The sequence below is a fragment of the Anatilimnocola aggregata genome, assembly GCF_007747655.1.
Lineage (GTDB): Bacteria > Planctomycetota > Planctomycetia > Pirellulales > Pirellulaceae > Anatilimnocola > Anatilimnocola aggregata.
Map to the genome: position 1 here is coordinate 6,023,657 of NZ_CP036274.1, position 24,447 is coordinate 6,048,103.

Below are 24,447 nucleotides of genomic sequence, written 5' to 3' on the forward strand. Positions count from 1 at the left end.
CGGCGGGCTATTTCATTTTACTTTCCACACGCCTTACGCACTTGAGTAGGAAGGCGTGATCTTTGGCATCCCAGGGTTCGCGCAACTCGGATGCCTCCTCATAGAGATCGCGCGCTTCTTCCCAGCTCCCGCTTTGCTCAAACGCGGACGCTGCTTGTCGCAGTTCATAAGTGCGTGCGCGATTGAGTTCGCCGAGAAGGTGCCGGAGAGACTTCTCGGCTTGTGGCTTGGCGACGGCGTGATCTTGAACGAGATAGTCCGCAGCCGTGGCAATTCCCGTTTCAATTTCACTCGCCGTTGGTTCTTCGCCGGCCGGCAAGCTGGCGTGATAGAGTTCCACAGCGCGGATGTATTTCGGTTCGTTCAGCAATCGACCGACGCGAACGTGCTCGGGGGGAAAGAGATAGATGACCAGTGCGACGAAAACCACTAATAGCAGTGTCGTCACGAACCCCGGCGGAAGGCGATAAATGAGTGGCGTTTTTAACGCGGCGAATTGCTCCTTGCCGAGGATCGCAGTCAGCTGTGCAGACGAAGGCTCGAACAAGTTGCCGCCGAAATACAACAGAAAACGGCCGCGCCAATGCCAGAACGAAAATGCTGGCGAAAAGACGTACGCCCGGCGATAAGCAAAGCCCAGCGACAGATCAAATCCCGTCTCTGCCTTCAACTCTTCGCGGCGGACCGAATCGAGTTCCATCACGGGAAGGATCGTTTCTTCCCAACCGAAAGAAGGTCCCTCTTGCTGCGGCTGAGCAACTGCCGCTTGCGGCAGCAGGAGATAGATGAGGAGAAATCCACACAGGCAAAGCGTGCGTATCATCTCCTCACTCCTCGCGAGCAACGTTTTTCCGATCAGCCATCCGCGGCCGAGACAACAAAGGGCAACAGCTTGGCCCGAAACCAGTCAGGAATCGCCACCGATTGCGGCGGCTGGCCCGCGATCATCCGGCAGCAGACGCTGGTAATCTCGCCGACGGCCAACTCGCGACCGGCGAGCGCAAAGCGAAACTGATAACTGGCACTCTTCTCGCCCAGCCTGCTGATGCTAACCTCGATCTCGACGACGTCTTCGTAATGCGCCGGAATGCGAAAGTCGCAGTGGGCATGCACGCGTGGCCAACTCAATTTGCCGCCGCCCGATTTCGCAACCTCATCCTGCATGACCACGCTCAGTCCCTGCGAGCGCAACAGATCGTGCTCGGCCTGTTCCATGAATCGGAAGAAGGCCGAGAAGTGCATGATGCCTGCGGCATCGGTATCGCTGAACTCAACACGCCGCGTTGTACAAAAGGGAAGACTCATGCCGCGATTGTGAACTGCTCAGGCGATCTTCGCCACCCCTGATGAACCTACGAACTGGCCCCCAGCGGAACTTCAAAATATTCCAGACTCCACTCCTGCATGTACCGCACCTGTGTCGGGCGTATGCAGTAGACGATCAGCTGGGGATTATCGAGCGAGCCCAGATACTGCCGCATTAGTGGATTGGCGGCCCAGATTTCGGCGAGTAACGCGCGGTCAGTAACGATTTCGGCCAGCCCGGTGATGCGGACCTGGTTATGGCCGTCATCCATGTAACAGAGTTCGACGCGCGGATTGGCGGCAATCTCAACGGTCTTGTGATAGGCCCGCAGATTAGCGACGAAGATTGTGAAGCCATCGGTCTTTACGGGCGAAACTGGCCGCAAACGCGGCTGGTCGCCATCGAGCGAGGCCAGCATGGGAAAACGATCGGCGGCGACTACCTGACGCGCCAGTTCGGGAACTTGCGCGGGATCGATGGGCTGCGGTTGCGGTTTGGTCATGGCGGGCTGTACTTGCGGAGAGACGCGTCAGGCGATGATGTCGTGAATGACATTGCCGAAGTCGAGATCGAGTCGTTTGCGACCGGGAACTTCCATCAGCCGATGATCGAGCCCCAACTGATGTAAGACCGTGGCGTGAATATCGGTGACATAATGCCGATTCTCGACGGCATGAAAGCCCAGTTCATCGGTGCTGCCGTGGGCAATGCCGCCACGCAGTCCGCCGCCGGCAAGTGCGACCGAAAAACCATACGGATGATGATCGCGGCCATTGCTCCGCTCGGCCCCCGGCGTGCGGCCGAACTCGGTGCCGATCACTACGATTGTTTCGTCGAGCAGGCCCCGCTGTTTTAGGTCTTTGATGAGAGCCGCGATCGGTTGATCGACTTCGCCACACAACTTGCTGTGGCCGGCTTGCAGGTTGCTGTGCGCATCCCAGGCACCAGCCCCGCCGCCACTGCCGTGAAATAGCTGTACGAAGCGGACGCCGCGCTCGACCAGTCGCCGCGCGAGTAGGCACTGCCGACCGAAGGTTTGTGTCGGCCCTTTCTCCACACCGTAGGAGTTTTTGGTGGCCGACGTTTCCGTTGCCAGATCGACTGCTTCCGGTACCGCTCGCTGCATGTGAAAGGCTAACTCGTACGACTTGATGCGCGCGGCCAGGGCGGGATCATCGGGATACTCGACTGCTGCCAGGCGATTGAGCTTGTTCAGGAGCGAGAACTCTCGCTCCTGCTCTTCGCGAAAGACACCCTTCTCGGGCATTGCAAAGGGGAGTGGCGCGGCGGGATCGGTCGAGAGTTGCACGCCGGCATGAGCGGGACCGAGATAGTTGGCACCATGTCCCTGCTGACCACCGCAGCAATCGGCCAGCGGAGTACCGAGGACACAATAAGACGGAAGATTGTCATTCAGAGTGCCGAGGCCCCAATCGACCCAGGAACCAATGGTGGGAAAGGGGCCTTCGATGGCGTGCCGCCCCGTGTGAAATTGCAGCTGAGCGCCGTGATCGTTGTCGGTCGTCCACATGCTGCGGACGATGGCCAGATCGTCGGCACAAGTTCCCAGGTGCGGGAACCAATCGCTCATCAGCAGTCCGCTTTGGCCGCGCGGCTTGTAGCCCACCTGCAACGGGTAAATGGTCGGTTGGACCTTATGGTTCCCTTCGATGAATTCGCGCAGGTTCCGTTTGAGATACGGAGAATCGAGGACTGTTTTGAAGGGACTTTCGGCGATCGTCTTACCAGCGTGCTTGGTCAATTCGGGTTTCGGATCGAAGCTCTCCATGTGGCTCATGCCACCGACCAGAAAAATCCAAATGACATTCTTCGCGCGCGGCGCTCTCACTAATTTGCGGTGATTGGCTTCCTCACCTCGCACCACGCCCTCGCGGGCCAACATGGCTCCCATTGCCAGGCCGGCGAAGCCCATGCCGACATCGGCGAGGAATTGTCGTCGCTTATGCATCGTGCTTCTCGCTTTCAGCGGATCGTGACAAAGTCGTTGTGATTGAGCAGGACGTGCATGAGATTTTCGCGAGCACGCTGCCTGGGGTCGGCAGCCGGAGCGACAGTGCTCACGGTGCCGGCCGAGAATGCGGTCAATGTTTTTTGATCGGCCAACTGAGTCGCTTGCTCAAGGAGAAACTGCTCACACGTTTGCAGTTCGTCCGCCGTTGGTTCGCGGCAAAGGACGCATTCAAAGGCAGCGGCGATGAACGGAGCTTCGGTCGAGCCAATCTTTCTGACTGCGTGTTGTTCGCTCAGCTTTTTTGCAAGCAAACGGGCCTGGGCCAGTGAGAGAGGGCTGTTGCTCATCGCCAGAGCCTGTTGCGGGGCGATGCTTTCGCTGCGGCGATAACATTCGACAACATTCGGGCTATCGAAGACCGCCAGGAACGTCATCTTCTTCTCTTTGGTGTTGCGAAAATACAAGCTGCGGCGAGGAAGCACAAAACCCTGCGCGGGGTCGAGATCGGGCCCACCGAGCGTCAGGTCGAGCGAACCTGCGAGCGACAGCGTGGCGTCGCGCACGACTTCGGCTTCCATCCGTTTGGGATTGGCTCGCCAGTAATAAAGATTGTCAGGATCAATCGACTTGTTCGCGGCAACTACTTCGCCGGCCGCGGAATGCAGTCGGTAAGTGCGACTCGTGACGATGAGTCGATGCACGTGCTTCATCTTCCAGCCCGAATCCATCAGTTCGACCGCCAGCCAATCGAGCAGCGGTTGATTTGTTGCCGGTTTGCCGTTCATGCCCAGGTCGAACATGGTCGGCACCAGCGGCGAACCAAAGTGCCGGAGCCAAATGTGATTCACGGCCACACGGGCGGTCAGCGGATTCTTCTTATCGGTAATCCACTTTGCCAGTGCAAGTCGCCGGCCAGTACTGTTGGCCGGATAGAGGGGCGTGAGTCGCGTATAGTTCTCGTGCGGTTGCGTGGTTGCCACTCGCGCGGCGTCGATGGCTTTTACGCCGTTCAATACGGCGGTTTCCGCGGCAGCCACTGCTTGCACTGATTTGGCATCCTCAATCTTTTTGGCTCGGCGTGCGGCGAGCAAGTTGATTTCCAACTGCACAAGGTTCTTCTCGGCAGCGGCGAGTGCGACCATTCGTTCGGCAGCGCCTGCTGCGAGCGCAAGCTCTTTGGCATTGGCTGCGGGAGGCGAAGAATAGTTGGCAACATCGGCTGCCAAGCGGGCTCGGACGAACAGCAGATTTGCTTCGGCAGCCAATTGTGCTTTCTCAGCGAGTGCGCGTTGCAGTTCGGCGTCGGCAATCGCGGTGGGAACCTGCGGCGGCGACGGAGGATCGGCCTTGAATGTGTCAGGAAGTTGAGTTGCCTGCACCAGGACAGTGGCCAAATGCGAAGTTGCTGTTTTGAGTGCTTCGTACGACTTGGCAAGCTCTGCTTGTGCGGTGGATTCCGTTTCGTCGCGGACGAATTTTTGCAAACCAGGATAGACCGAGTGATTTGGGAGTGAGACTGGATTCAACGCAAATGGCACATCGCGAAAGACGCGCGGAGTTTGCGGAGGAAGTGGCTTTTCCTTGACGGGGTCTTTGTCGTTGCCGCGTGTAAATAGGTACGTTGGCGTTTCGGCTTTGGCATCGTAAACACGGACGAGCCCGTCCAGATTGACGTCCGCCTGTCCGGGCACGCGATCGGTGCGGATCTCAAGCGGCTCAAAGAACGCGCGAAGTTGATAGTACTCCTGCTGCGAGAGTGGATCGTACATGTGATCGTGACACCGAGCACAGTTGAACGTCACGCCAAGGAATGCCTTGCCTGTGTGTTCGATTGTGTTATCAAGCCAGGTGTGCCGATTGAACTTGTACCAGTTGCGCACCAAAAAGCCCGTGGCCCGCAATCGCTGCGGATCGTCCGGCGCCAGTTCATCGGCCGCCAGCATGTCGACGAGCATTTGATCGTAAGGGCGGTCGGCGTTTAGCGATTCGACAATCCAATCGCGCCACCGCCAGATATGGGGCTTGCTTTCACGAATCTCCTTGCCGTAGCCATCCCAATCGCTGTAGCGCCAGACGTCCATCCAGTGCCGCCCCCAGCGCTCACCATATTTGGACGAAGCCAGGAGCTGGTCGACGACTTTCTCGTAAGCTTGGGGCGAGTCATCGGCGAGGAAGGCTTGCAGTTCGGCCGGAGTGGGTGGCAGGCCAATCAGATCGAGATAGATCCGCCGCAGGAGCAGATTCTTTGGTGCATCGCCGACAGGGGTCAGTTTTAACTCGGCATGTTTCGCAGCCACCAGACGGTCGAGGGGATGATTCGACCAGGCGGAATCAGCGATCGGCGATAGCTCAGGACGAACGGGCGAAGTGAATGACCAGTGGTCGATCTTGGCTTCTTCTTCGGCCGAAGGAAGCTTCGCGCCGGCATCAATCCACGAACGCAGAGTGCCAATTTGCTCGGGCGTCAGTGGATCGCCTTCGGGGGGCATTTGCAGATCGCCCGTCTTCATGACCGCAGCCATCAAGCGACTATCGCCACTCTTGCCGGCAACGAAAATCACACCCGTTTCGCCCCCCTTTTTAATCGCAGCCGCTGAGTCGAGTCGCAAACCGCCTTCCTCCGCTAGCGAACTATGGCAGCGATAGCAGCGGGAGACAAGGATCGGCTTCACGTCGCGGAGAAAGGTGACTTCGGCCGCTGGTAGCCCGGCTGAACCGGCCAGTAACGCCGCAAGAGTGAGCGAGCAGCGAATGAGGGCGGGGCGTGTCATGTAGGGCTGTTCCTCGGCAGTCAAAACTCTGGCAGCAATTCCCTTGCTCAAGTTGCCTGAAAACATCGTAAGTGCTGAATGGATAAGGCTCAAGCGAAAAAATCGACGGCCGTTGATGAGTACGTGAAGCGATAAGGCTCAGCCTCCCATCGCGCGCTTCAAGAGGATCGCCAACTGAAAGGGAATCAACCAACTCGAGATAAACCCGAACGACGCCAGGAGCCAGAAAATGGTGACTGAGTTTTCGGACGAATCCAAAATGCCGTCATCAATGGCCTCGCGCATCCGCCGCGCGGCAACATATGTTGTGAGCAGCGGCGTGAACGCCAGCAGTCCGACTCCCACGATGGAACCAACCAGTGCGATCGGGGCCAGCAGGACTCCCAGTACGCCGGCGATGATAATCCCAACGATCCAGCTGCCGAGAAAGAAGCCGGCAACCTTCGTCAGCCAGCGCCGCGCGAGGAGCCAGACGATCAACAGCAACATCTGCCAACCGATGCAGCAATAGGCGGCGATACTCTCCTGCCGCAGGTTGGGCTGAAACGGCAGCACACGGCTAAAGTTAAAGGCCTGCTCGACCAATTCGCGCTGATCCTTGAAGACGAACGGGTCGCAAACCAGGCAGACGATGGGCATTAGCAGGCCCCAAACCAGGTCGAACATGAAGGCCTGACGCCGGTGATTCCCCTCAGTGCGATGTGGATAATAAACGTTTGTCCAGACCAGCGATGCGACGAACGTAATCGTAGCGCCCCACAAACCGAAGGCTCGAATCAGCCCCAGCATCACGGCGAGCAGCGTCGTTACGAGCATTAATTCTCGCAGCGAATAGCGGGGCGGAGACGCTACTGCAAATTCGCCGTCGAAGGCAAGTTGCATCGCCTCGTCGATGGCTCGACGAAACCGCGCTTCGCGAGCAGCCTCGGTTTCGACGGACTCCGAATTGGAATTGGTTTCGAGCGGTTCAGTCATGACGATTTTCGTGCTCTTCAGGCTCCCCTGATCCTATACGTTGGCAGGCCGGAAGTGTATTCTTAGCGAAAGCCCGGCGAGCAACTTCTGCTGGCTGTCGGCTGATAGATTTGCCGGGTTTGGCGATCGATTCTGTCTTAGCTGCAGGCTGGCAATTCCCAGCATCAGAAAGTTTCAGTCATGCAATGCCGAGGAGTGCGCGGGGCGACAACGGTGGAGGCCAACACGCGCGATGAAATCCTCACCAACACGCGCCAGCTCCTCGCGCTGATGATCCGGGCCAACAATATTGACCCGCAGGACGTAGCTAGTGCGATGTTCAGCGTGACTAGTGACCTGAACGCCGAGTTCCCCGCCCTGGCTGCCCGGCAATTGGGTTGGCTCGATGTTCCCCTGCTCTGCACCTATGAAATTGACGTTCCCGGTAGCCTGCGCCACTGCGTCCGCATCATGATTCATTGGAACACCGTGGTTCCGCAGCACGAAATCCGGCATATTTACATCAAAGAAGCGACCCGTCTGCGACCGGACCTCTCCAAACTTCCCCCAGTCGACTTTGCGGACCTGGAGCGCTGGATCGCCGAGCAGATGCAAAACTTCAAACGCTGAAAGAGCCGCTATCGCTAGCGGATTATAACTGCACCCGCCCCTTCCCCTCGCTCACTTTCCCTCTCGCAACGGGCGCGCGGGCAGGTTAAGATATGACGGCTTTAGCGTCTGCTGTTGCGGTACGATGCGCGAAGCTGGGGAATTTCACTTTCGTGCGGTTGAGTTTGTGAATATCAAGTTCCAACCGCGGCGATAACTTCCCTAGTCCCAGCTGTCACCACAATCGCGACTCGGCTTAGCGGCCAAACCTGCACGGTTGCTAAGAAGCTAAACAGAGTCCTACCAGGCACTTACACCTGTCGGCGGAGCGCATAGGTTGGGCGGGTCGGCATTGCAAAATGCTCCCATGGATGGACGAAGCTCAAATTCAGGGAAGAACGCGTTCGCATCGGCCAGAGGCCAATCGCGAATGACACAGCAAGGAGATTTTGCGGATGGCTGATCAATCGCTCCTTCGTGGGCTACTCGCTCGTCGCTCATTTTTGCAGGCTCTTAGCATTAGCGGCTTCAGTGCCGCCATTGCACTTGGCACACCACCCGAATCGCGAGAAGAACTCCGCGAACCAATCTTCCGGGTCTCCAAGGCCAACAACCCCCCCGTGGATGCAGCTGCCAAAGTTGCTGCTCACCCGCTCGATCCAGCCATCGACCTGGCCAACGAGACACTCATCAAAGTTCAGCGCGAAATCACCGACTACACGGCGATGATCGTGAAGCGTGAACGGGTGAACGGCAAGCTTGGCAACCACGAATTCATGGAAGCCAAGATTCGCAATCGCAAGATTATCGATGGCAAGCTGGCCCAGCCCCTTTCGGTTTACCTTAAGTTCGTGAAGCCCGACTCGATGGCCGGCCGCGAAGTCATCTGGGTCGAAGGTGCCAACAATGGCAAGATGCGGGCTCACGAAGGTGGTGCCACCGGCAAGTTCCTGCCCACGGTTTGGCTCGACCCGAACGGCATTCTGGCCATGCGTGGCCAGTTGCACCCGATTACCGAAATTGGGTTTGAAAACCTGGTGGCCAAGCTGATTGAAAAGGGCGAGAAGGATCGCAAGCACAGCGAGTGCGAAGTCGAATTCAAGCCCGGGGCCAAGATCAACGGTCGCGCCTGCACTGTGCTGCAAGTCAAGCATCCCACACCGCGTCCCCACTTCGAATTTCACATCGCCCAAATCTTCATCGACGACGAAACCAAGCTCCCTGTTCGCTACGCGGCCTTTCACTGGCCCACAGATCCCGCCGATAAGCTGGGCCCGGTAATCGAGGAATACACTTACCTCGACGTGAAGTTGAACCCAGGCCTGGTCGATGCCGACTTCGATCCGAACAACCCGAACTACAACTTCTAACAGGTGGAGCAGGCCGCTTGCCTGCCATTCTCACCGATATCGCTTGCTGGAAACACCTCGCTAGACGCTTCCAGCAAGCCGCCACGAAGGAATCTTCCTTCCTATCCGTCGCGGGCAACTTCCGCTGGCTACCCTTTTGCGTTCTCACGCCATGACCAGACTAGTCAATCAACAGTTGTATAATTGTTATGGAGGAGATCATTGCCAATTTGATAGCACGCACACGACACTTGCGACCATTGTTTCAAATTATTCGAAACGATGTCGCCAGGAAATAGTGTCGACTAATGGCGAAGTCGCGGCCCTTGTGCTGACGAAAAGAACGACGACCGCGGAGCTTGCGACAGTCAAATTGAATGGAACTTTTGGCTCGCGCATCAGGAAACTGATTTTGGAAATTTCCACAAACTTTCAACCACTTGCGCCGACACCAAGCTCCCTAACTGCCTGCCAGGTAAACGATTCGCAACTTTGCGACCGTCAAAGCGAACAGTTTGCGCGAATGAGTTTAGTGGAAATTTATTTCGTTCCACTTGCCGGTTTTCGAGATCTAGTTCGCGCTGGCACTAAGGGGCTACCGAAGTTACTAACGGCCTGGAGCAGGCCGCTAGTCACGAACCAAATTTAGACCATCGGTCGACGCCGTGAGATCAAACTGAGGACAGCGACAAAGAGGGTGGCACCGATGATTGACCAAATGATGGGGAATGTCCTGCCATTAAAATTGATGGCCAGAAAATCTCCCATCCCCAGTGCGCGAGCCAGGTAAGTGCCGAGTAAGGCACCGATCAGGCCGAGCACGATCGACACGAGGCAGCCGCCATGCGAGTAACCGACAATGGCTTGGGCGAGACTGCCGCAAACACCGGCCACGAGGAGCAGGAGCAGGATTTCTAACAGTGACATGGCAGGTCAAAACTTTCTGAGTGAGGTGCGCTTAGTGAGGTGCGAAGGTCATTCGGAAACAAACCGGGGTTGTAACTTACGAACCGGGCTTGAGGTCGACGTCGCCGGTCAGGCGTTTGACCTCGGCACCGGCCCGGTCAGTATCTGCTTTCAACTTGTCTTGATCAACGATCAGTTTGATTTCGGAGTTGTTCGTCGTGGGCTGTTGCCGACTCGAGAGAGTCAGATAGCCACGATAAAAGCTGAAACCAATCACGAGAACTACGATCAGCAGCAAAAATACTCCAAAACGACTTCGCACGGGACACCTCGATTTCAGCAGGAATGTTGACAAAAAAAACTGCGGGCAACCTCCTTGGCCATCGAGCCTTGGTCACCCACAGTCTACGTGGATCAAATCAGGCAGTTTCGCAGCGGTTCCACCGCTCGTTAGTCGCGACCCTTGCCCTTGCCTTCGCCACCACCTCCACCCCCCTTACCCTTGCCTTCGTTGCCGCCACCACGGTTAGGTCCGGGGCCAGCAGGTTGAGGATTCGGATGGGGTGCCGGTGCAGCCTTGGGAGCTTCACGCGGCGGTGCTGGATTCACTCGCTGCGGGCGAGGAGTTTCAGCCTTTGGTGCGGGAGTAGGAGTACGATCAATTCTCGGCCCTGGCTTCGGCAGATCGGCCTTGGGGGCGCCTGCCTTCGGCATGGGAGTGCGATCAATGCCGGGAGTTGTGCCCGTCTTAGGCGGGTCACGATTATCACGGAGATCATTCTGTGGACCGGGACGATCGCGTTCGACCTTTGGACGGTCGGGCGTATCGCGAGGCGTCGCCGGGTCACGCGGCGGATTGCGCAGGTCGTTCAACGGTCCTGGCAAATCGCGAGCTGACTTCGGTGCATCTTGCGGCAACGTACGTGGATCGGTTCCCCGTTCCGTTGGCTGCTTGGTGCGCGGCACATCTTCGTTACGATCCACGGGTGGAGTGAGAGGACGATCAAGCTTTGGTGCGGGAGTATCGGTGCCACGGCCAGGCAGGACATCGCGGCCAGGAACATTGTCTCGGCCAGGAACATTTTCTCGGCCAGGAACATTGTCTCGGCCAGGAACATTGTCTCGGCCAGGAACATTTTCTCGGCCAGGAACATTTTCTCGGCCAGGAACGTTGTCGCGGCCAGGAACGTTGTCTCGGCCAGGAACGTTGTCTCGGCCAGGAACGTTGTCTCGGCCAGGAACGTTGTCTCGGCCAGGAACATTGTCTCGGCCAGGAACATTGTCTCGGCCAGGCAATTCACGTCCGGGAAGATCGCGGGCGTTTTCACCACGGCCATCGCGACCGGGCTGAGTGTTTTCATCGTTAATTGGCGGCTTCAGCAGGCGAACGCGATCCGAGCCACGGTCGTCACCCTCGCGACGAGCCGTCTTGTCCGATTCGACCTTAATCCGCTGTTGACGATAGGTGTCGAGATCGCGAGAAAGCCTGCCGACGTCGCGGCGAGCATCGTCGGTAAGGTTGTTGAACTTCCAGTTGTTGTCCTTCACTTTCGCGAAGTCCTGCACCGTGCCGGCAACGAAGGAGTCGCGATTGTCGCCACGCCTTTGCCAATCAGCGTAGGTGCGGGCGGGACGGTCTTCCTCGCGGTCACGCATGTTCTCGTAGCGCGACTCGACGCGGCGTTCCCAATCGCGGTCGTCACGATTGTTCCAGCGGCTGTACGAGTAGATCGGGTCATAGCCGTAGCGGCTGTTGTTGAAGGCAAACCAAGGGAGAATGCCGCGGCCACGGTAATTGGCTGCGTAGTAATCTCCGAAGTAGTAGTGGCGATACGTGGGCCGCAGGAACAAGTGATCAACGAACGAATTCGTGTTAATCACAATCCGCGGCGAGTAGACATAGCCACTGGCCACAGGGCCACGGAAAAAGGCGGGAGCATAGAGGATGCCGCGGCGCTGCAGGTTGTAATCCCAGTAACCGTTGACATAGACATAGCCGCGCGGTGTGTAGACATAGTGGGCGTTGGTCCAAATCCAATTCTGGTGACCCTGCGACCAATAACCGGCGCGCCAAACATAGCGGTTTTGTTGCCAAACCCAGCTGCCAGGAATCCAAATCTCGGCACCGGTCGGTGCTTGGGTGCTGGGGCCCGCGTCAACTGTTTCGGGAGGGGCTGGCAGATATTCGGTTTCGGTGACTTTCATATCGGCCCAATAGCCGGGCATCCATTGAAAGCCTTTCGTCACCTGAGCCCAATAGCCGGGAACCCATTCGCGAGCAGGGGGAACAGCTCGCCAGATGCCACTGATCCAAATGAAATCGTTCCGCTCGTCGTCCCAGCCCCAATAGCCAGGAATCCAAGCGATGTTGTCACCAGCAGGACGCTGTTCTGGTGGAATCTCTTCGATCATGGCTGGTGGCTCTTTGGCCACGATCAAGCCATCCTCGACGGGAGGTGTCACCGACTGGGCGAAGGCCTCGTGCACCGGGCCGCGCGTGAGGAGTTCTACATTGTCTTGATTGTCGGTCGCAGCAGCTGCGATTGGCGCAGGATCGCGCGGGAGTTCTTGAGCACGCGCTGAGTAAGCACTCAGCCACGAAGCGCAGCCGAGAGCGGCGAGCGAGTAGATAACGCGCTTCATTGGGTTAACCTCTTCCTACGGTGTTCGGTGGTAAGCCAGTCGCAAAGAAACACTTTCTCCGCGCAACAGGCTGATGAGCGCCGAACAACGCAATTGCTATGCCATGGAGTAATTCCGCGAAGAGTGCGACGTAACTCGTTCAAGCCGCGTGCATTAAGGGCGGAGAAAGAAGGCACGCAAGAGTGGCCGTTAGTGGTCGAACGAAGCTCGCCGCGAACGCTTTGCGATCATACAGGCTTGCAACGGCTTAACTGTTATCACCCCAATGACTGGGACGAACGTGCCGATCGACATAATGCACGGGCCAGAAGACAAACTCAGCGACGCGACCGCCATGGTGATATTGCCGGGGAAGGCATCGGCCACCTGCGCGAATCTCGAGTGGTCCCGCGTTGTCTGCCAACCAAAGATAACTACCGACATAGATCAGAGGCACGCTCACGAAGCCGATGACCACAAGCGCGACTCTAGCCACCCCGGCTCGGTCGGCAGGGGATTCGGAATGAAGAGATTCAAGCGAGTGCCGAGCAGCGCCTGAGCCTGTGGAATTTGGGGTGGAGGAAGGAGAGTTGAAGGCATTCATGGGAAAGTCCAACGTGCCAAGAGATCGGTGTTAACTTGCTAACGATCCAAGTCGCTGATCGTTACAGAATCGGGCAGAGAGTTGCTTGGAGCGACTTTGAGAACGAGCGATCGCTAACTGACGGTTTGGCGCGCACCGCTAAAGCGGTGCGCGTTCAACAATGAGGATGATTGTTGAACATATAGGTTGAATTTGGGTGGTGAGAGATTGCGGCGAAAAGTTGCGTGGGGCTATTCCTATTGCTCCCGCTGCTCCCGGCGGTAGTGGTCGCTTGGACAGCTTGCCGAATTCGACCGCACCCCACTTCATGACCAGGCCAATAGATCAAATCAGCGCACTTCGCAGAATCGCCGGGCCGAACCTGCGACTGGCACGGAGTGTCTGCCGGGGATAAGTTATCGCTTCCTTACTCGCCCAGTGGAGAATCTGGATGGCTCGCATTCCGTGTTGGCAGGTCGACGCATTTACCAATCGACCTTTCGGCGGCAACCCCGCAGCAGTCTGTTGGCTGGAGCAACAGGCCGACGCCCAGTGGATGCAAGCGATGGCTGCGGAAATGAACCTGGCCGAGACAGCGTTCGTGCGCAAGCTCGACGAAGGATATGAACTGCGGTGGTTCACACCGACGGTTGAAGTCGATCTGTGTGGCCACGCCACCTTGGCCTCGGCCCACGCGCTGTGGCAAGCGGGGCTTATTCCCGATGCCGAGCCCACGCATTTTCATACTCGCAGCGGGGTCCTGACTTGCCAACGCACCGGTGAGTGGATCGAACTCGATTTTCCCGCGACCCCAGCTGTCGCTGCCACCGCACCGCCCATTCTGGCAGAAGCCTTGGGCGCGCAGCCGGTGTATGTCGCCAAGAGCAAGTTCGACTATGTTGCAGTCTACGATTCGGCAACGACCGTTCGTATCCTGCGGCCGGACTTTCGCGCCCTCGGGACGATTCCTGTGCGGGGAGTTATCGTCACGTCGATCTCTGACGATCCAGCGTTCGATTTTATCGCGCGGTTCTTTGGACCGGCATCGGGAATCGATGAGGATCCTGCGACCGGATCGGCCTATTGCAGTTTGCTGCCGTATTGGGCCGAGCGCTTGGGCAAAACGGAATGCCGGGCCTATCAAGCTTCCCAGCGCGGCGGAGTGCTGAAACTCAGATTGAACGGCGATCGCGTAATCCTGGGTGGGCAGGCAGTCACGATCTGGCAGGGAGAACTGTTGCAATGAACGATGCTCTGCTCGACGAAGTTCTGGCGCTCCTTGCTCAGAATAAGAAGCTGGAAGCGATCAAATTGCTCAAGGAGACTCTCGGACTTGGCTTGCCGGAAGCGAAGCAAGCAATCGATCAACTGCAGGCCGATAACGCGCAAGCACTGTCCGCTGTGGCAACACCAGGAACGACATCTTGGGAACCCGAAGCCCGTGAGTTGCTAAAGCAGGGGCAGAAGTTGCGCGCCATCAAGCTCGGCCGCGAACGGACAGGTTGCAATCTGAGAGACGCAAAAGAGAAAGTCGAGAGCCTGGCAGCAGAGCAAGGGATTACTCCAAAACAAGCTGGCGGCTGCGTTGGCGTTCTGCTGCTGTTAATCGGCTTTCTGGCCATGCTTGGCTCGCTGGGTTGGTCCGCGGTACATTAGCGATCCGCTGTTAAATGACGCAGCCGTTCGTTCTCTCCTCTGATCGGGGTTCGCGCATGAATCGGTTCTCCTATTTTTTCTGGCTCGCGGCGGTCTATGTCGCGACCACGACTCTCAATATTCATGCTGCCGAGCAGCCGAATATCGTTATCATCATGAGTGACGATATGGGATTTTCGGATCTAGGTTGCTACGGCGGTGAGATTCAAACGCCAAATCTCGATTCGTTGGCAGCAGGCGGCGTGAGGTTCACTCAGTTCTATAACACGGCCCGCTGTTGCCCTACGCGGGCCAGCCTGCTGACCGGTTTGTATCCGCACCAGGCGGGTATCGGCCACATGATGGAAGACCTTGGCAAGCCGGGTTACACCGGCAACCTCAACGCCAATTGCCGCACCATTGCCCAGGTTTTGCAGCCCGCCGGCTATCGAAGTTATGCAGCTGGCAAGTGGCACGTCACGCGAAATATTACGCCAGATGGCAATCGTTCCAACTGGCCACTGCAGCGCGGCTTTGACCGGTTTTATGGAATGCTTTCTGGTGCTGGCAGTTTCTATGATCCGTTCACACTGTGCCGCGATAACCGGCTGATCTCGCCGTTTGCTGACCCGGACTACAAGCCGGCAACCTATTACTTCACCGATGCCATTTCGGACCACGCGGTAAGGTTCATTGGCGATCATCAGCGCGACCACGCCCAGCAGCCGCTTTTTCTTTACGTCACTTACACCGCAGCGCATTGGCCGATGCACGCCCTGCCCGAGGATATCGCCATGTACAAGGGAAAGTATGACCACGGCTATGCAGCGATTCGCCAAGAACGGCTTGCGAAAGGGGCGAAGCTGGGATTGTTCGATGCCGACCAGGGACTCGCGCCACAGGCGGGCAACTGGGAGCAGGTAAAAAACAAAGAGCGCGAGATTGCCTGCATGGAAGTCTATGCCGCGATGGTCGATCGCATGGATCAGGGCATTGGCAAGATCATTGCCGAACTGAAACGAACCGGTCGCTTCGAGAACACGCTTATCTTTTTCCTGCAAGACAATGGCGGTTGCGCCGAACCGATGGGACGTAACCTAGCCGCTGGACGTGACGACGGTCCGCGACAAGACAAGCCCACGCGGCCGTTAATTGCGGCCGACGTACTCCCCGATCGATTGGTGCCCCAAACTCGCGATGGTTTTCCCGTTCGCCAAGGACCGAACGTCATACCCGGTCCTGCGGATACTTATATCGGCTACGGCGAAGGTTGGGCCAATGTTTCGAACACGCCATTTCGCGAATACAAGCACTGGGTCCACGAAGGGGGAATCAGCACGCCACTCATCGCCCATTGGCCGCAGGGGTTCAATGCCAAAGGTGAGCTGCGCAAAAAGCCCGCGCATCTCATCGACTTGATGGCCACCTGTGTCGACTATAGCGGCGCGAAATACCCCAGCGAAGCGACTCCGCTTGAAGGACGCAGCCTGCGCGGCGCGTTATCGGGCAAGCCCATCGAACGCGAAGCTATCTACTGGGAACACGAAGGAAATCGCGCCGTGCGCGTGGGAGATTGGAAGCTCGTCGCCATGCATGCCCGACCGTGGGAGCTGTACGATTTATCGAAAGATCGAACTGAGAAAAATGATTTGTCCAAAATAGAAGCAGCCAAAGTGCGCGAAATGTCGGCCATGTACGACGCCTGGGCAGCCCGGGCGAATGTGGCTCCGTGGCCGGCTAACCCAAACACAGGCAACAAGAAGGGGGGCAATAAAAAGGGGGGAGCGAAGAAACAGTGAGCTACTTTTCTGGCAATGGTCGCCCCGGGAGCTTGCCTGTCATTTCGCCGGACTTAAGCACCAATTGACCACGTACAAGTACATGGTCGACACCGACCGAATGCTGATGTGGGTCGAGGAACGTCGCCTTCTCAGCAATCGCGATCGGATCAAACACGACGAGATCGGCCCAGTTACCAACTGCAATTGTGCCGCGCTCCTTCCAGCCCAGACGCCGCGCGGGCAACTGCGTCATTTTGTGAATGGCCACTTCTAATTTCAACAGTTTGCGCTCGCGCCCGTAATGTCCCAAGACGCGCGGATAGCAACCATACGATCGCGGGTGCGGATTGTCTTTGCCAAACGCGAAGACGCTCCCATCGGAGGCAATCGCGGTCAGCGGATGCTGCATCACGCGGTCGACATCGCCGCCCGGGCGATCGTCGAGCGTGTGATTAATGCCAATTGCTTCTCGACCCACCAAGTCGACCAGCACTTCCGCCCCACTTCGCACCGTGATCTCACTGCCACGCATGCGCAGAATCTCCGTGAGGTTCTTTCCCGTCAGCTTTGGATCGTGAGGAGCGCGGGCAACTTGAACCCGCGTTAGAGCCACCGCTGTTTGCTCCGAATTGTCCGGCGTTTGCCCCGCTTCAAACAACTTGCGAACGAAGACTTCTTCAACACCGGCGACAATCTGGGCCCGTTCGACTGGATCGGCAATGCGGCGGCGATAAGCTTCGATCCCGCCAGAAAGTGATGCCTGCGGCACGTAAAAGGACAAACTGCCACTGCCGGCACCGTACGGATATTGATCCAACGTCACGTCGAGTCCTGCAGCGCGAGCCTCTTCGATTCGCTGCAACGTGAGACGCGTTAGTCCGAAGGCCGAAGCAGCGGAAATCTTGTGATGGGAAATATGAACGGGAACGCCAGCTTCGCGACCAATCTTGAGTGCTTCATCAAGGGCCTCGAAGACCTTCGTCCCCTCGTCGCGCATGTGCGTGGCGTAGAAGCCGCCGAACGGGGCAAGTTCCTTCGCTAGTTCGGTAATCTCCTCCGTAGTTCCGAAGGCACCAGGACTATACGTTAGGCCGGTCGACATGCCCACGGCACCTGCCTGCATCGCCTCTCTAACCAAACGCTTCATCTGGACTAATTGTTCAGAGGTCGGCGGTGCATTCAACGTTCCCACTACTTCACGTCGCACGCTGCCATGGCCGATGAGCAGGGCGATATTGGGGCCCGTACCACCGTCGCGAAGTTTTGCGAAGAACTCGGCCACTTTGGTGGGAGAGCTGCCACAATTCCCACAGACGAGCGTGGTGACACCTTGGCGGATGTAGTTTTCTGCAGCACGGAATTCGATAATTCCACTATCTGCGTGACTGTGCAAATCGATGAACCCCGGGCAGACAATTCGCTCAATCGCATCGATTGTTTCCGCGCCGGTCACATCGTTCAAATTTCCAACTGCCACGATCCGTCCGTCGTCGATCGCCACGTCCGCCCGCAATCCCGGCTTACCGGAGCCATCGATAACCGTTCCATTACGAATGACAAGATCGACCGTCGCAGACTTGACAGGTAGCTGAGCCGCTGCTGCCTGCTTATTGGCGGCTTTCTTCCCTGCAACTTTCCATTCGACGATTTGCTGATCGGCATCGAGTCGCTTGCGCAGTTTTGCATAGTCGACTTTTTGCACCGGCACCTTATCGTCGATGGCCAGCGACGCAGCAGTCGCGGCGCTTTGACTGGTGACCATAAACACCGGCTCCATCCGGATGCTGCTGAAAGCGGTGTGACTGGCCGAAAGTGCGAACGTGACGAACAGATTCTCGCACTCCTTTTCGCGAGGCACGATCGCAGCGTAGCCAATCGGATAGGGAGGCGCGCCGTCGCGGCCCCCAGCAGTTTTTCCTTCGCGCGTGACGACACCGTCTTTCACAATCCTGCGTATCTCGTGCGTATCAGTCCCGTACGAGCCCAAACTCACCGAGTTCGGTGCCGTCGAACGACCGAAAGTGTGATGCTCCGTTATCACCAGGTCGCTGATCATTCGCCGCGCTTCGCGAATGTAAAGCTGATGTGGCCAGCCTCCGCTATCTTTGAATTCATCGCGAGGCAAACCAAACTGCTTCATTTCGCCGCGGACCTTTACCGGCACGCGCTCGTCTGTCGCCAGAAAATGCAGCAGCCCGCGATGATAGTTTTCGTGCTGCTTGGCGATTTTCTCGCGCTCAGCAAACGATGCTTCGGGCCATGCCCAAGATGCTCCAGGAAGATTGCCGCCGAATGTCGCTGTGTTGAAATCCCATTTGTTATTCGGCAAGGGATCGTGCTTGCTAAACCAGCGCAGGTCGACTTCATCGCCGATTTTCGCACACGCAGCCAGAAACCGGGCGACAATCTCGTAACGCTTGGGATCGTAGTCAGCCGGTGGTTCAATCGGCAGTCGATCGGCAGCCTTAGTAAGGCAAAGTCGATAACAATAGGCCTGCACTCCCGGTGCAGGTTCGCCGGGAGTGCCGGAATCACCTGCCTCAATGAGTGGCAGCAGACCGCTTTCAGGCTTGCCGGGCACTCGATACGGATCGAGCGGGAAATCTCGGTCCCAAACGCCCTGTCCTCCTGGCACTCGGCCATGCGGACCAGGACTCAGGTGGTTCGTGCGGGGGCGGTACTTCTCGTCAAAGTAGATACCGTTATAAGTCTCGTTGTATTTTTTGTTTCCTTCACGGGCGATCGTGTACGTCACACCAGCTTTCGCCAGCAGGTCACCTTCGTAGGTAGCATCGATGAACATCTGGCCGCGAATCGAGCGGCCATCTTCGGTGGTCAACTCGACAATACGCGGGCCGTCCATCCTCACTGCTGCCAGCCGAGCACCGAGTTGGACGGGCACTCCTGCTTCGCGAACCAGTTCGTTAAACACTTCCTCCGCGACATGCGGTTCAATGGAGTAAGCCCCGCCGGTCGCAGGCCCGCCGCCGGCAGCTGTGAAGGCTTTGTCCCACTCAAGCTTTTTGCCGTAGCGGGCCACAAGTCGGGTGAAATATTCTCGGGCAATGCCGCCAACGGTGCGCGGGTCGCCGATATCGACAGCGCTCAGCCCACCCGACGTCATGCCCCCCAGATGCTTACCAGGCTCGACGATGATTGCCTTCTTTCCCATTCTCGCAGCCTGAACTGCTGCGGCCACACCACCAGAAGTGCCACCGTAAATCACAATATCTGCTTCCAGGGTCGGCGCTGGGGCGGAAGTAGGAGTGACCTTCGCTAGCGCATCGGTCTCCCGCAAGGTAAAGCGAACGGCAACGACTGAGTGCTTTTCTGCCCCCGGTCGATACTTCACGTAAGTGGTGGTGACGAATGTCCCATCAGGCAATACTTCCAGCCCCGGATAGCCACAGTCCTTGCCAGCATGGCTGTGCAGCAACTTGATGCGATACTGGCCATCTTGCTCGGAGAGGATGTCGTCGTACTTACCCACCCAGGCAACGAAATGACCATTTGTGGGGCTCTTGGGTCCGGTATCGCGAAAGGTAACAACCAGCCGACCATCCGGCGCGTACGCGGGCATGTGTCGATCGCCCCAGAGGCCGCGCGGGAGTTTGTTCGACTTCGACCACGTGCGCGCTTCATCGTCGCTGGTGAGGTAAAGTGCCTCGTGCCTGGCATTTTCTCGCAGCAGGCAAAGCAGCTGTTTGCCGTCGGGCGAGCGTACCAGGGCGGGCTCGCATGGTTTCAGGTCACCCAGGTCGAGAATGATTCGCCAGTCGGTCCAGGTGAGCCCGCCGTCGTTCGACAAACTTTGGGCAACGATGTTCGATTTCTTGTCCTTGGTTTCACCAGGGCGGCGAATATTCGTCAGCCCGAGTAGTTGCTTGCCGCCGTCGATGGGAATGATGGTGCAAAACGGCATTACACACTTCAGACCGAGCGATTTCATCGGCGTCCATGTGGTGCCGTTGTCGACACTATGAGACGAATGCATCGCGCCGTCTGGTCCTTGCCCGGCAAATACGAGCAGACGAGACTTCCCCGCTGGATCCATCAAACGGTAGATAGTCGGGCAATTTCGAACCGTGCTCCAATTCTCGGGCACAGAGAGCAGGTCGCTCCAGGTCTTTCCCCCATCGTCGCTTCGCTTCATCGGCCCGCATGGTCCGCCGTGATTGAGCGTCCAAACGGCGAATATCGTCTTTCCGTCGGGCAACAGTACTGTAGTCGGATGCCCTTGATAAGTCTCGCGCGTGCCGGCCGCTACAATCGTTTGCCGGGCTGTCTCACCAGACAAATCAATCGTTGGCAGTTCCGCGAGCGCAACGGTGGAGATATTCGCGAGCAGAAATGGAAGCAGTAGGCAATTTGACTGGTGAACTTTGGGAGATTTTGGCATGTGAAAGGAGCAGAGTGGAGTGTAAGCGAATCGATAAAATTGCGACTCGATTATACGACGTGGTTACGACAAGATGTGATTATTGCTTGACCTTCTCCAACGCGTCTTTTACGTTTGGCTCGTACCTCAAATTCCCGTCGCTATCAGTTCGTGCGTGAGAACTCTCCATGCCTCGACCTATCCGTCTACACGTTCTCTTGATCCTTTCACTTTGCGCATTTGTTGGCCAGAGCCTGACACTTTCAGCAGCCGACGAGATTCGCGTGCTGAAGGACATGCCATACAAGGCAGAGGCTACGACGGAGTACGAACAGCAACGGTGCAAGCTCGATCTGTACTTGCCGGCGAACGCCAAGAATTTTCCGACGATTGTTTGGTTTCATGGCGGAGGATTGCAAGCCGGCAGTAACGACGGAGACGGCGCGCTCGGTCGCCGCTTTGCCAATGACGGCATTGCGGTGGCCTCAGTAAATTACCGTTTGGATCCTAACGTTAAGTTTCCCGCTTACATCGAGGATGCAGCCGCCGCCTTCAGCTTCGTTCGCAAACAAATTACTGAGTATGGTGGCTCGCCAGACTCCATTTTTGTCTCTGGTCATTCAGCCGGCGGCTATTTGACGGCGATGATCGGGGCCGATGAAAAGTATCTCGCCAAGCATAATCTCAAGCTGCAGGATATAGCCGGGCTGATGCCGATCTCGGGGCAGATGATTACACATTCGACGGTGCGGGCAGAGCGGGGCATTCCTAAGACTCGCCCCGTCATCGATCAGGCAGCACCGGCCTATTACTCTTCGAGAGAAACTCCCGCATGGCTGCTTATCGTCGGCAGCCAAGACATGGCCTCGCGGGCAGAAGAGAATCGCTACTTCGGTGCGGCGTTGAAAGCAGCAGGTCACAAGGACGTTACTTACTTGGAAGTAGAAGGACGTAATCACGGTACGATTGGCAATCGGATTGGAGAGCCAACCGATACCGTGGCGCTCGCCATGCTCGAATTCATGAAACGGTTACGTCGCCCCGCATCGCCCTGAAATAATCAACTTGGAACACTAAGCTCGCTCGGCACTTGCCGCCAATTTGTCCATCCACCGCTGAACCTGCAGGCCGTCCGCATAAGTAGCCCCGACTGGCACCGGTTGCTCACCTCGGACGACCCGGCAGAAGCAGCGCAGTTCTTCCGCCATCATCCCCGTAGGTCCAATCTGGCCAGTGCGTATTTCGAGCGCGAGGGGCCAAGCGGCTTGCTCGGTCCAAAGTTCAAGAGGGCGTGGATTCGGGTTAATTCTCACGCACCACCCTGCGCCAAAGACCTCGGTTCGATCAAAGCCTCGTGGTGGCATGCCTGCAGGAGTTAAATACGAAGCCGCGAATGAACCGATGGCTCCGCTGGGCCACTGCAGTTGGGCGATCGCTAGGTCGACTTCGCCACTCGCCGTTCGATGGTACCGCGAGTGAAACGAGACAGGTTCAGCTCGATTGACGAGCACTTGCGCCATGTAGAGATCGTGAACCATCGCGGCTTGTAACGGATTCTCGCCCGGGAACTTCGCGATGATACTGGCTGGCCGATGTCGCACGGAGTCGAGGAACGAGATCGGGCCGAGACGCGCAACCTCTTCGCGCAGTTGCTGGAACTCGCTATTGAACAGAACGATGTGCCCCAGCATCAGATTCGCTGAGTCAGGTTGGACAAGAGGAGCAAGGCTCTCTGCTTCTTCCAAATTGTCAGCAATCGGCTTTTCGAGCAGCACTCTTTTGCCCGCTGTAAGCAAACTTCGAGCCACGGAGACGTGTTCCGCGGTTGTGCAAGCCACAATCCAAGCTTCAGCTGTGGACTCGTGAATGGCTTCGTCGAGATTTGTCCAGCCGGGAACTCCCGGCAGTTCATCGGCAACGGCATCAATTGACGTTTGTCGCCGAGCGACGAGTCCGACCAGTTCACACTCAGCTAAACCTGCCGCAGTGAGCGCGTGCAAGCGCCCGAATCGCCCCAGTCCGACGACACCGATTCTCACAGGCCCCGATTGAGATTGCATCACTTCAGTCAACTACTTTGAATTCGACCATTTCGATTGTGGAATGCCCCGATTTGCGAAACGGTCGAGGCATGGGCTGCGCGTGTCCTTGCGCATCGATCGTGCGGCAGCGGAAGATGTAGTCACCCTTGGGCAGGCCAGGCAAAACCGCGGCCCAATGCGTATTGGTCAGACGCATGGGCCACGTTTTGGGTGCTCCGCTTTGATCGAAGCCGTGCGTATCGGGCGGTACCTTTCCTTCGTTCAATCCGCTCCATTGCTTGGGCACCGGCAGGAGCTCGGCATCCATCCACGGGGCTTTTGTGAAGTAGGGATCCCCTTCAGGCAATGTATCTGCTTCTGAGGCGGCCCAAACTTGCACTTTCTTTAAACCCGAAATGCCCACTTGGGCGTAGCCGGAAACAGGAATCGGCTGACCTGCCTTCGCCTCGCGCGGCACTGAGATGCTGGCTGCAAATGTCTTGAGCGGGCTATCGACATCGTTGTTTTGCTCGGCATACGTGTCGTTTGCATGCGCGAGATTTGTGAGCACAACGTGGGTCAGCCACTTGATGGACTTAAAGCCATAGGCTTCTGGCACGACGACTCGCACCGGGCCTCCGCGCTCGGCATCAAGCCACTCGCCATTCAGCTTGTAGCAGAGGATGACCGGCGGCAGATCGTACGGGTCTTCGAGGATGCGACCGATCGGCAACGAGCTGCGAAACATCTGCTTGGGGTCGTCATTGTGATAGCCATAATAAAAGACGCGTCGCAGATTCTCGCGAGGTTGAGTCAACCAAATGACATCCCGCAAGGGCACTCCTTCCCACAGTCCCATGCCCAGCGGACAACCCAGATTCAGGCACGTCATTACCTTGGGAAATCGAACCGCATGCTTCTCCGCGAGTTTGAGGAGCGCCTCGAAATTGAGTGCCGTACCGGCTTCCTTCGTCAGTGGCCTGCCAAGTTTGGCCGGATTGTCTGGGTCCGCCAATACTTCCAGTTGCCAGGTCTCGCGAGTCAAACCGACTTCCCGTTTCTTTTCGTCCGGCAGCGAATGGGGTAACGGCTTCCCGCGCGAGACATCGCGAAAGTCCACGGAAGGAGTGAAATAAGGCTCCGGGCGAACTCCGGCTTTTTCAGGCTTGGTTCGCTTGACAGGTGCGGGGGACTGTTTTTCTTCGGTCGGCTTTTCGTCCGCGAAGCCGAAGTTTGCCAATTGGGTTGCGGCGAATCCCAATGCGCCTGCCTGCAGAAAGAATCGGCGAGTCAGCTCGCGATGTTCGGTCAGAAATGAATCGTGATCCATAAGAGCTATGCCGGTGAGTGAGGGTGCGGCGGACCAGCGGTGAATCTAGCAGCGGGCAATCCAACTTGAAAGTTGCAACAGCCGCTCGGTGCGCTGCAAGACGGTGCTCAAAAGCAACTTTTCCCGTCGAACTAAGTGTCCGGCGGGCAAAACCAGTTGCTAATCATGCTACCAGCAGCCAGAATCAAGGCTGTGCGCACTCTGGAATTTGCTCTCTCCACGTCTGATCC

The 24,447-nt window shown here is 57.3% G+C and carries 19 protein-coding genes; 6 read left to right on the forward strand and 13 right to left on the reverse strand.

Annotation, left to right across the window (positions count from 1 at the left end):
- Nucleotides 1-7: 7 nt before the first annotated feature.
- From ETAA8_RS22680 to ETAA8_RS22705, 6 genes are all read right to left on the reverse strand, one after another.
- On the reverse strand, nucleotides 8-823 hold the full coding sequence (locus ETAA8_RS22680) for a hypothetical protein (RefSeq protein WP_145093732.1): 816 nt from the start codon (nucleotides 821-823) through the stop codon (nucleotides 8-10).
- Nucleotides 824-855: 32 nt separating this feature from the next.
- Nucleotides 856-1,305: an acyl-CoA thioesterase gene (locus tag ETAA8_RS22685; RefSeq protein WP_145093735.1), complete on the reverse strand. Its 450-nt coding sequence runs from the start codon at nucleotides 1,303-1,305 to the stop codon at nucleotides 856-858.
- Nucleotides 1,306-1,352: 47 nt separating this feature from the next.
- Nucleotides 1,353-1,808 carry a pyridoxamine 5'-phosphate oxidase family protein gene (locus tag ETAA8_RS22690; RefSeq protein ID WP_145093738.1) on the reverse strand — a complete coding sequence of 152 codons (456 nt, stop codon included), beginning with the start codon at nucleotides 1,806-1,808 and terminating at the stop codon, nucleotides 1,353-1,355.
- Between the two features lie 27 nt (nucleotides 1,809-1,835).
- Complete coding sequence (locus ETAA8_RS22695) at nucleotides 1,836-3,275, reverse strand: DUF1501 domain-containing protein (RefSeq protein ID WP_145093741.1); 1,440 nt, start codon at nucleotides 3,273-3,275, stop codon at nucleotides 1,836-1,838.
- A 14-nt stretch (nucleotides 3,276-3,289) separates the two neighbouring features.
- Nucleotides 3,290-6,049, reverse strand: a complete 2,760-nt coding sequence (locus ETAA8_RS22700; protein ID WP_145093745.1) for a PSD1 and planctomycete cytochrome C domain-containing protein — start codon at nucleotides 6,047-6,049, stop codon at nucleotides 3,290-3,292.
- 138 nt (nucleotides 6,050-6,187) lie between these two features.
- On the reverse strand, nucleotides 6,188-7,024 hold the full coding sequence (locus ETAA8_RS22705; protein ID WP_145093748.1) for a hypothetical protein: 837 nt from the start codon (nucleotides 7,022-7,024) through the stop codon (nucleotides 6,188-6,190).
- Between the two features lie 180 nt (nucleotides 7,025-7,204).
- Between ETAA8_RS22705 and aroH the strand changes: the two genes are divergently transcribed.
- Nucleotides 7,205-7,633 (forward strand): chorismate mutase, encoded by a 429-nt coding sequence (aroH, locus tag ETAA8_RS22710; RefSeq protein WP_145093751.1) that lies wholly within the window; start codon nucleotides 7,205-7,207, stop codon nucleotides 7,631-7,633.
- A gap of 434 nt (nucleotides 7,634-8,067) precedes the next feature.
- A complete protein-coding gene (locus ETAA8_RS22715) occupies nucleotides 8,068-8,982 on the forward strand; it encodes a DUF1571 domain-containing protein (protein WP_145093754.1) in 915 nt (304 codons plus the stop codon).
- A 624-nt stretch (nucleotides 8,983-9,606) separates the two neighbouring features.
- Here ETAA8_RS22715 and ETAA8_RS22720 read toward each other — a convergent pair.
- From ETAA8_RS22720 to ETAA8_RS22735, 4 genes are all read right to left on the reverse strand, one after another.
- A complete protein-coding gene (locus ETAA8_RS22720; RefSeq protein WP_145093757.1) occupies nucleotides 9,607-9,888 on the reverse strand; it encodes a GlsB/YeaQ/YmgE family stress response membrane protein in 282 nt (93 codons plus the stop codon).
- A gap of 76 nt (nucleotides 9,889-9,964) precedes the next feature.
- Nucleotides 9,965-10,189, reverse strand: a complete 225-nt coding sequence (locus ETAA8_RS22725; protein ID WP_145093760.1) for a hypothetical protein — start codon at nucleotides 10,187-10,189, stop codon at nucleotides 9,965-9,967.
- Nucleotides 10,190-10,317: 128 nt separating this feature from the next.
- Entirely contained in the window at nucleotides 10,318-12,510 is a 2,193-nt protein-coding gene (locus ETAA8_RS22730) for a YXWGXW repeat-containing protein (protein WP_145093763.1), read from the reverse strand.
- A gap of 247 nt (nucleotides 12,511-12,757) precedes the next feature.
- A complete protein-coding gene (locus tag ETAA8_RS22735) occupies nucleotides 12,758-12,985 on the reverse strand; it encodes a hypothetical protein (RefSeq protein WP_145093766.1) in 228 nt (75 codons plus the stop codon).
- Nucleotides 12,986-13,523: 538 nt separating this feature from the next.
- On the opposite strand from ETAA8_RS22735, the gene ETAA8_RS22740 reads away from it, so the two are divergent.
- Genes ETAA8_RS22740 through ETAA8_RS22750 form a run of 3 tightly spaced genes read left to right on the forward strand, consistent with a single transcriptional unit; the run spans nucleotide 13,524 to nucleotide 16,506 of the window.
- The gene (locus ETAA8_RS22740) at nucleotides 13,524-14,318 is read left to right on the forward strand and encodes a PhzF family phenazine biosynthesis protein (RefSeq protein ID WP_145093768.1); all 795 of its coding nucleotides are present in this window, start codon (nucleotides 13,524-13,526) and stop codon (nucleotides 14,316-14,318) included.
- The gene (locus ETAA8_RS22745; protein WP_202921204.1) at nucleotides 14,315-14,728 is read left to right on the forward strand and encodes a hypothetical protein; all 414 of its coding nucleotides are present in this window, start codon (nucleotides 14,315-14,317) and stop codon (nucleotides 14,726-14,728) included. Before ETAA8_RS22740 ends, ETAA8_RS22745 begins: the two co-directional genes overlap by 4 nt.
- Nucleotides 14,729-14,784: 56 nt before the next feature.
- Entirely contained in the window at nucleotides 14,785-16,506 is a 1,722-nt protein-coding gene (locus ETAA8_RS22750; protein ID WP_145093772.1) for an arylsulfatase, read from the forward strand.
- Nucleotide 16,507: 1 nt separating this feature from the next.
- Here the strand turns inward: ETAA8_RS22750 and ETAA8_RS34890 are convergent, their stop codons facing one another.
- On the reverse strand, nucleotides 16,508-20,887 hold the full coding sequence (locus ETAA8_RS34890; protein ID WP_202921205.1) for an FAD-dependent oxidoreductase: 4,380 nt from the start codon (nucleotides 20,885-20,887) through the stop codon (nucleotides 16,508-16,510).
- Between the two features lie 167 nt (nucleotides 20,888-21,054).
- On the opposite strand from ETAA8_RS34890, the gene ETAA8_RS22770 reads away from it, so the two are divergent.
- Nucleotides 21,055-21,921 carry an alpha/beta hydrolase gene (locus ETAA8_RS22770; protein WP_145093774.1) on the forward strand — a complete coding sequence of 289 codons (867 nt, stop codon included), beginning with the start codon at nucleotides 21,055-21,057 and terminating at the stop codon, nucleotides 21,919-21,921.
- A gap of 18 nt (nucleotides 21,922-21,939) precedes the next feature.
- On the opposite strand, the gene ETAA8_RS22775 is transcribed toward ETAA8_RS22770, so the two are convergent.
- Nucleotides 21,940-22,926 (reverse strand): Gfo/Idh/MocA family protein, encoded by a 987-nt coding sequence (locus ETAA8_RS22775; RefSeq protein WP_145093779.1) that lies wholly within the window; start codon nucleotides 22,924-22,926, stop codon nucleotides 21,940-21,942.
- A gap of 4 nt (nucleotides 22,927-22,930) precedes the next feature.
- Nucleotides 22,931-24,217, reverse strand: a complete 1,287-nt coding sequence (locus tag ETAA8_RS22780; RefSeq protein WP_145093782.1) for a molybdopterin-dependent oxidoreductase — start codon at nucleotides 24,215-24,217, stop codon at nucleotides 22,931-22,933.
- Between the last annotated feature and the right edge of the window lie 230 nt (nucleotides 24,218-24,447).

What these genes read in the sequence shown, in the direction of transcription:
- ETAA8_RS22680 (WP_145093732.1), bottom strand. Translation starts at nt 823, where the DNA reads ATGATACGCACGCTTTGCCTGTGTGGATTTCTCCTCATCTATCTCCTG.
- ETAA8_RS22685 (WP_145093735.1), bottom strand. Translation starts at nt 1,305, where the DNA reads ATGAGTCTTCCCTTTTGTACAACGCGGCGTGTTGAGTTCAGCGATACC.
- ETAA8_RS22690 (WP_145093738.1), bottom strand. Translation starts at nt 1,808, where the DNA reads ATGACCAAACCGCAACCGCAGCCCATCGATCCCGCGCAAGTTCCCGAA.
- ETAA8_RS22695 (WP_145093741.1), bottom strand. Translation starts at nt 3,275, where the DNA reads ATGCATAAGCGACGACAATTCCTCGCCGATGTCGGCATGGGCTTCGCC.
- ETAA8_RS22700 (WP_145093745.1), bottom strand. Translation starts at nt 6,049, where the DNA reads ATGACACGCCCCGCCCTCATTCGCTGCTCGCTCACTCTTGCGGCGTTA.
- ETAA8_RS22705 (WP_145093748.1), bottom strand. Translation starts at nt 7,024, where the DNA reads ATGACTGAACCGCTCGAAACCAATTCCAATTCGGAGTCCGTCGAAACC.
- aroH (WP_145093751.1), top strand. Translation starts at nt 7,205, where the DNA reads ATGCAATGCCGAGGAGTGCGCGGGGCGACAACGGTGGAGGCCAACACG.
- ETAA8_RS22715 (WP_145093754.1), top strand. Translation starts at nt 8,068, where the DNA reads ATGGCTGATCAATCGCTCCTTCGTGGGCTACTCGCTCGTCGCTCATTT.
- ETAA8_RS22720 (WP_145093757.1), bottom strand. Translation starts at nt 9,888, where the DNA reads ATGTCACTGTTAGAAATCCTGCTCCTGCTCCTCGTGGCCGGTGTTTGC.
- ETAA8_RS22730 (WP_145093763.1), bottom strand. Translation starts at nt 12,510, where the DNA reads ATGAAGCGCGTTATCTACTCGCTCGCCGCTCTCGGCTGCGCTTCGTGG.
- ETAA8_RS22740 (WP_145093768.1), top strand. Translation starts at nt 13,524, where the DNA reads ATGGCTCGCATTCCGTGTTGGCAGGTCGACGCATTTACCAATCGACCT.
- ETAA8_RS22745 (WP_202921204.1), top strand. Translation starts at nt 14,315, where the DNA reads ATGAACGATGCTCTGCTCGACGAAGTTCTGGCGCTCCTTGCTCAGAAT.
- ETAA8_RS22750 (WP_145093772.1), top strand. Translation starts at nt 14,785, where the DNA reads ATGAATCGGTTCTCCTATTTTTTCTGGCTCGCGGCGGTCTATGTCGCG.
- ETAA8_RS34890 (WP_202921205.1), bottom strand. Translation starts at nt 20,887, where the DNA reads ATGCCAAAATCTCCCAAAGTTCACCAGTCAAATTGCCTACTGCTTCCA.
- ETAA8_RS22770 (WP_145093774.1), top strand. Translation starts at nt 21,055, where the DNA reads ATGCCTCGACCTATCCGTCTACACGTTCTCTTGATCCTTTCACTTTGC.
- ETAA8_RS22775 (WP_145093779.1), bottom strand. Translation starts at nt 22,926, where the DNA reads ATGCAATCTCAATCGGGGCCTGTGAGAATCGGTGTCGTCGGACTGGGG.
- ETAA8_RS22780 (WP_145093782.1), bottom strand. Translation starts at nt 24,217, where the DNA reads ATGGATCACGATTCATTTCTGACCGAACATCGCGAGCTGACTCGCCGA.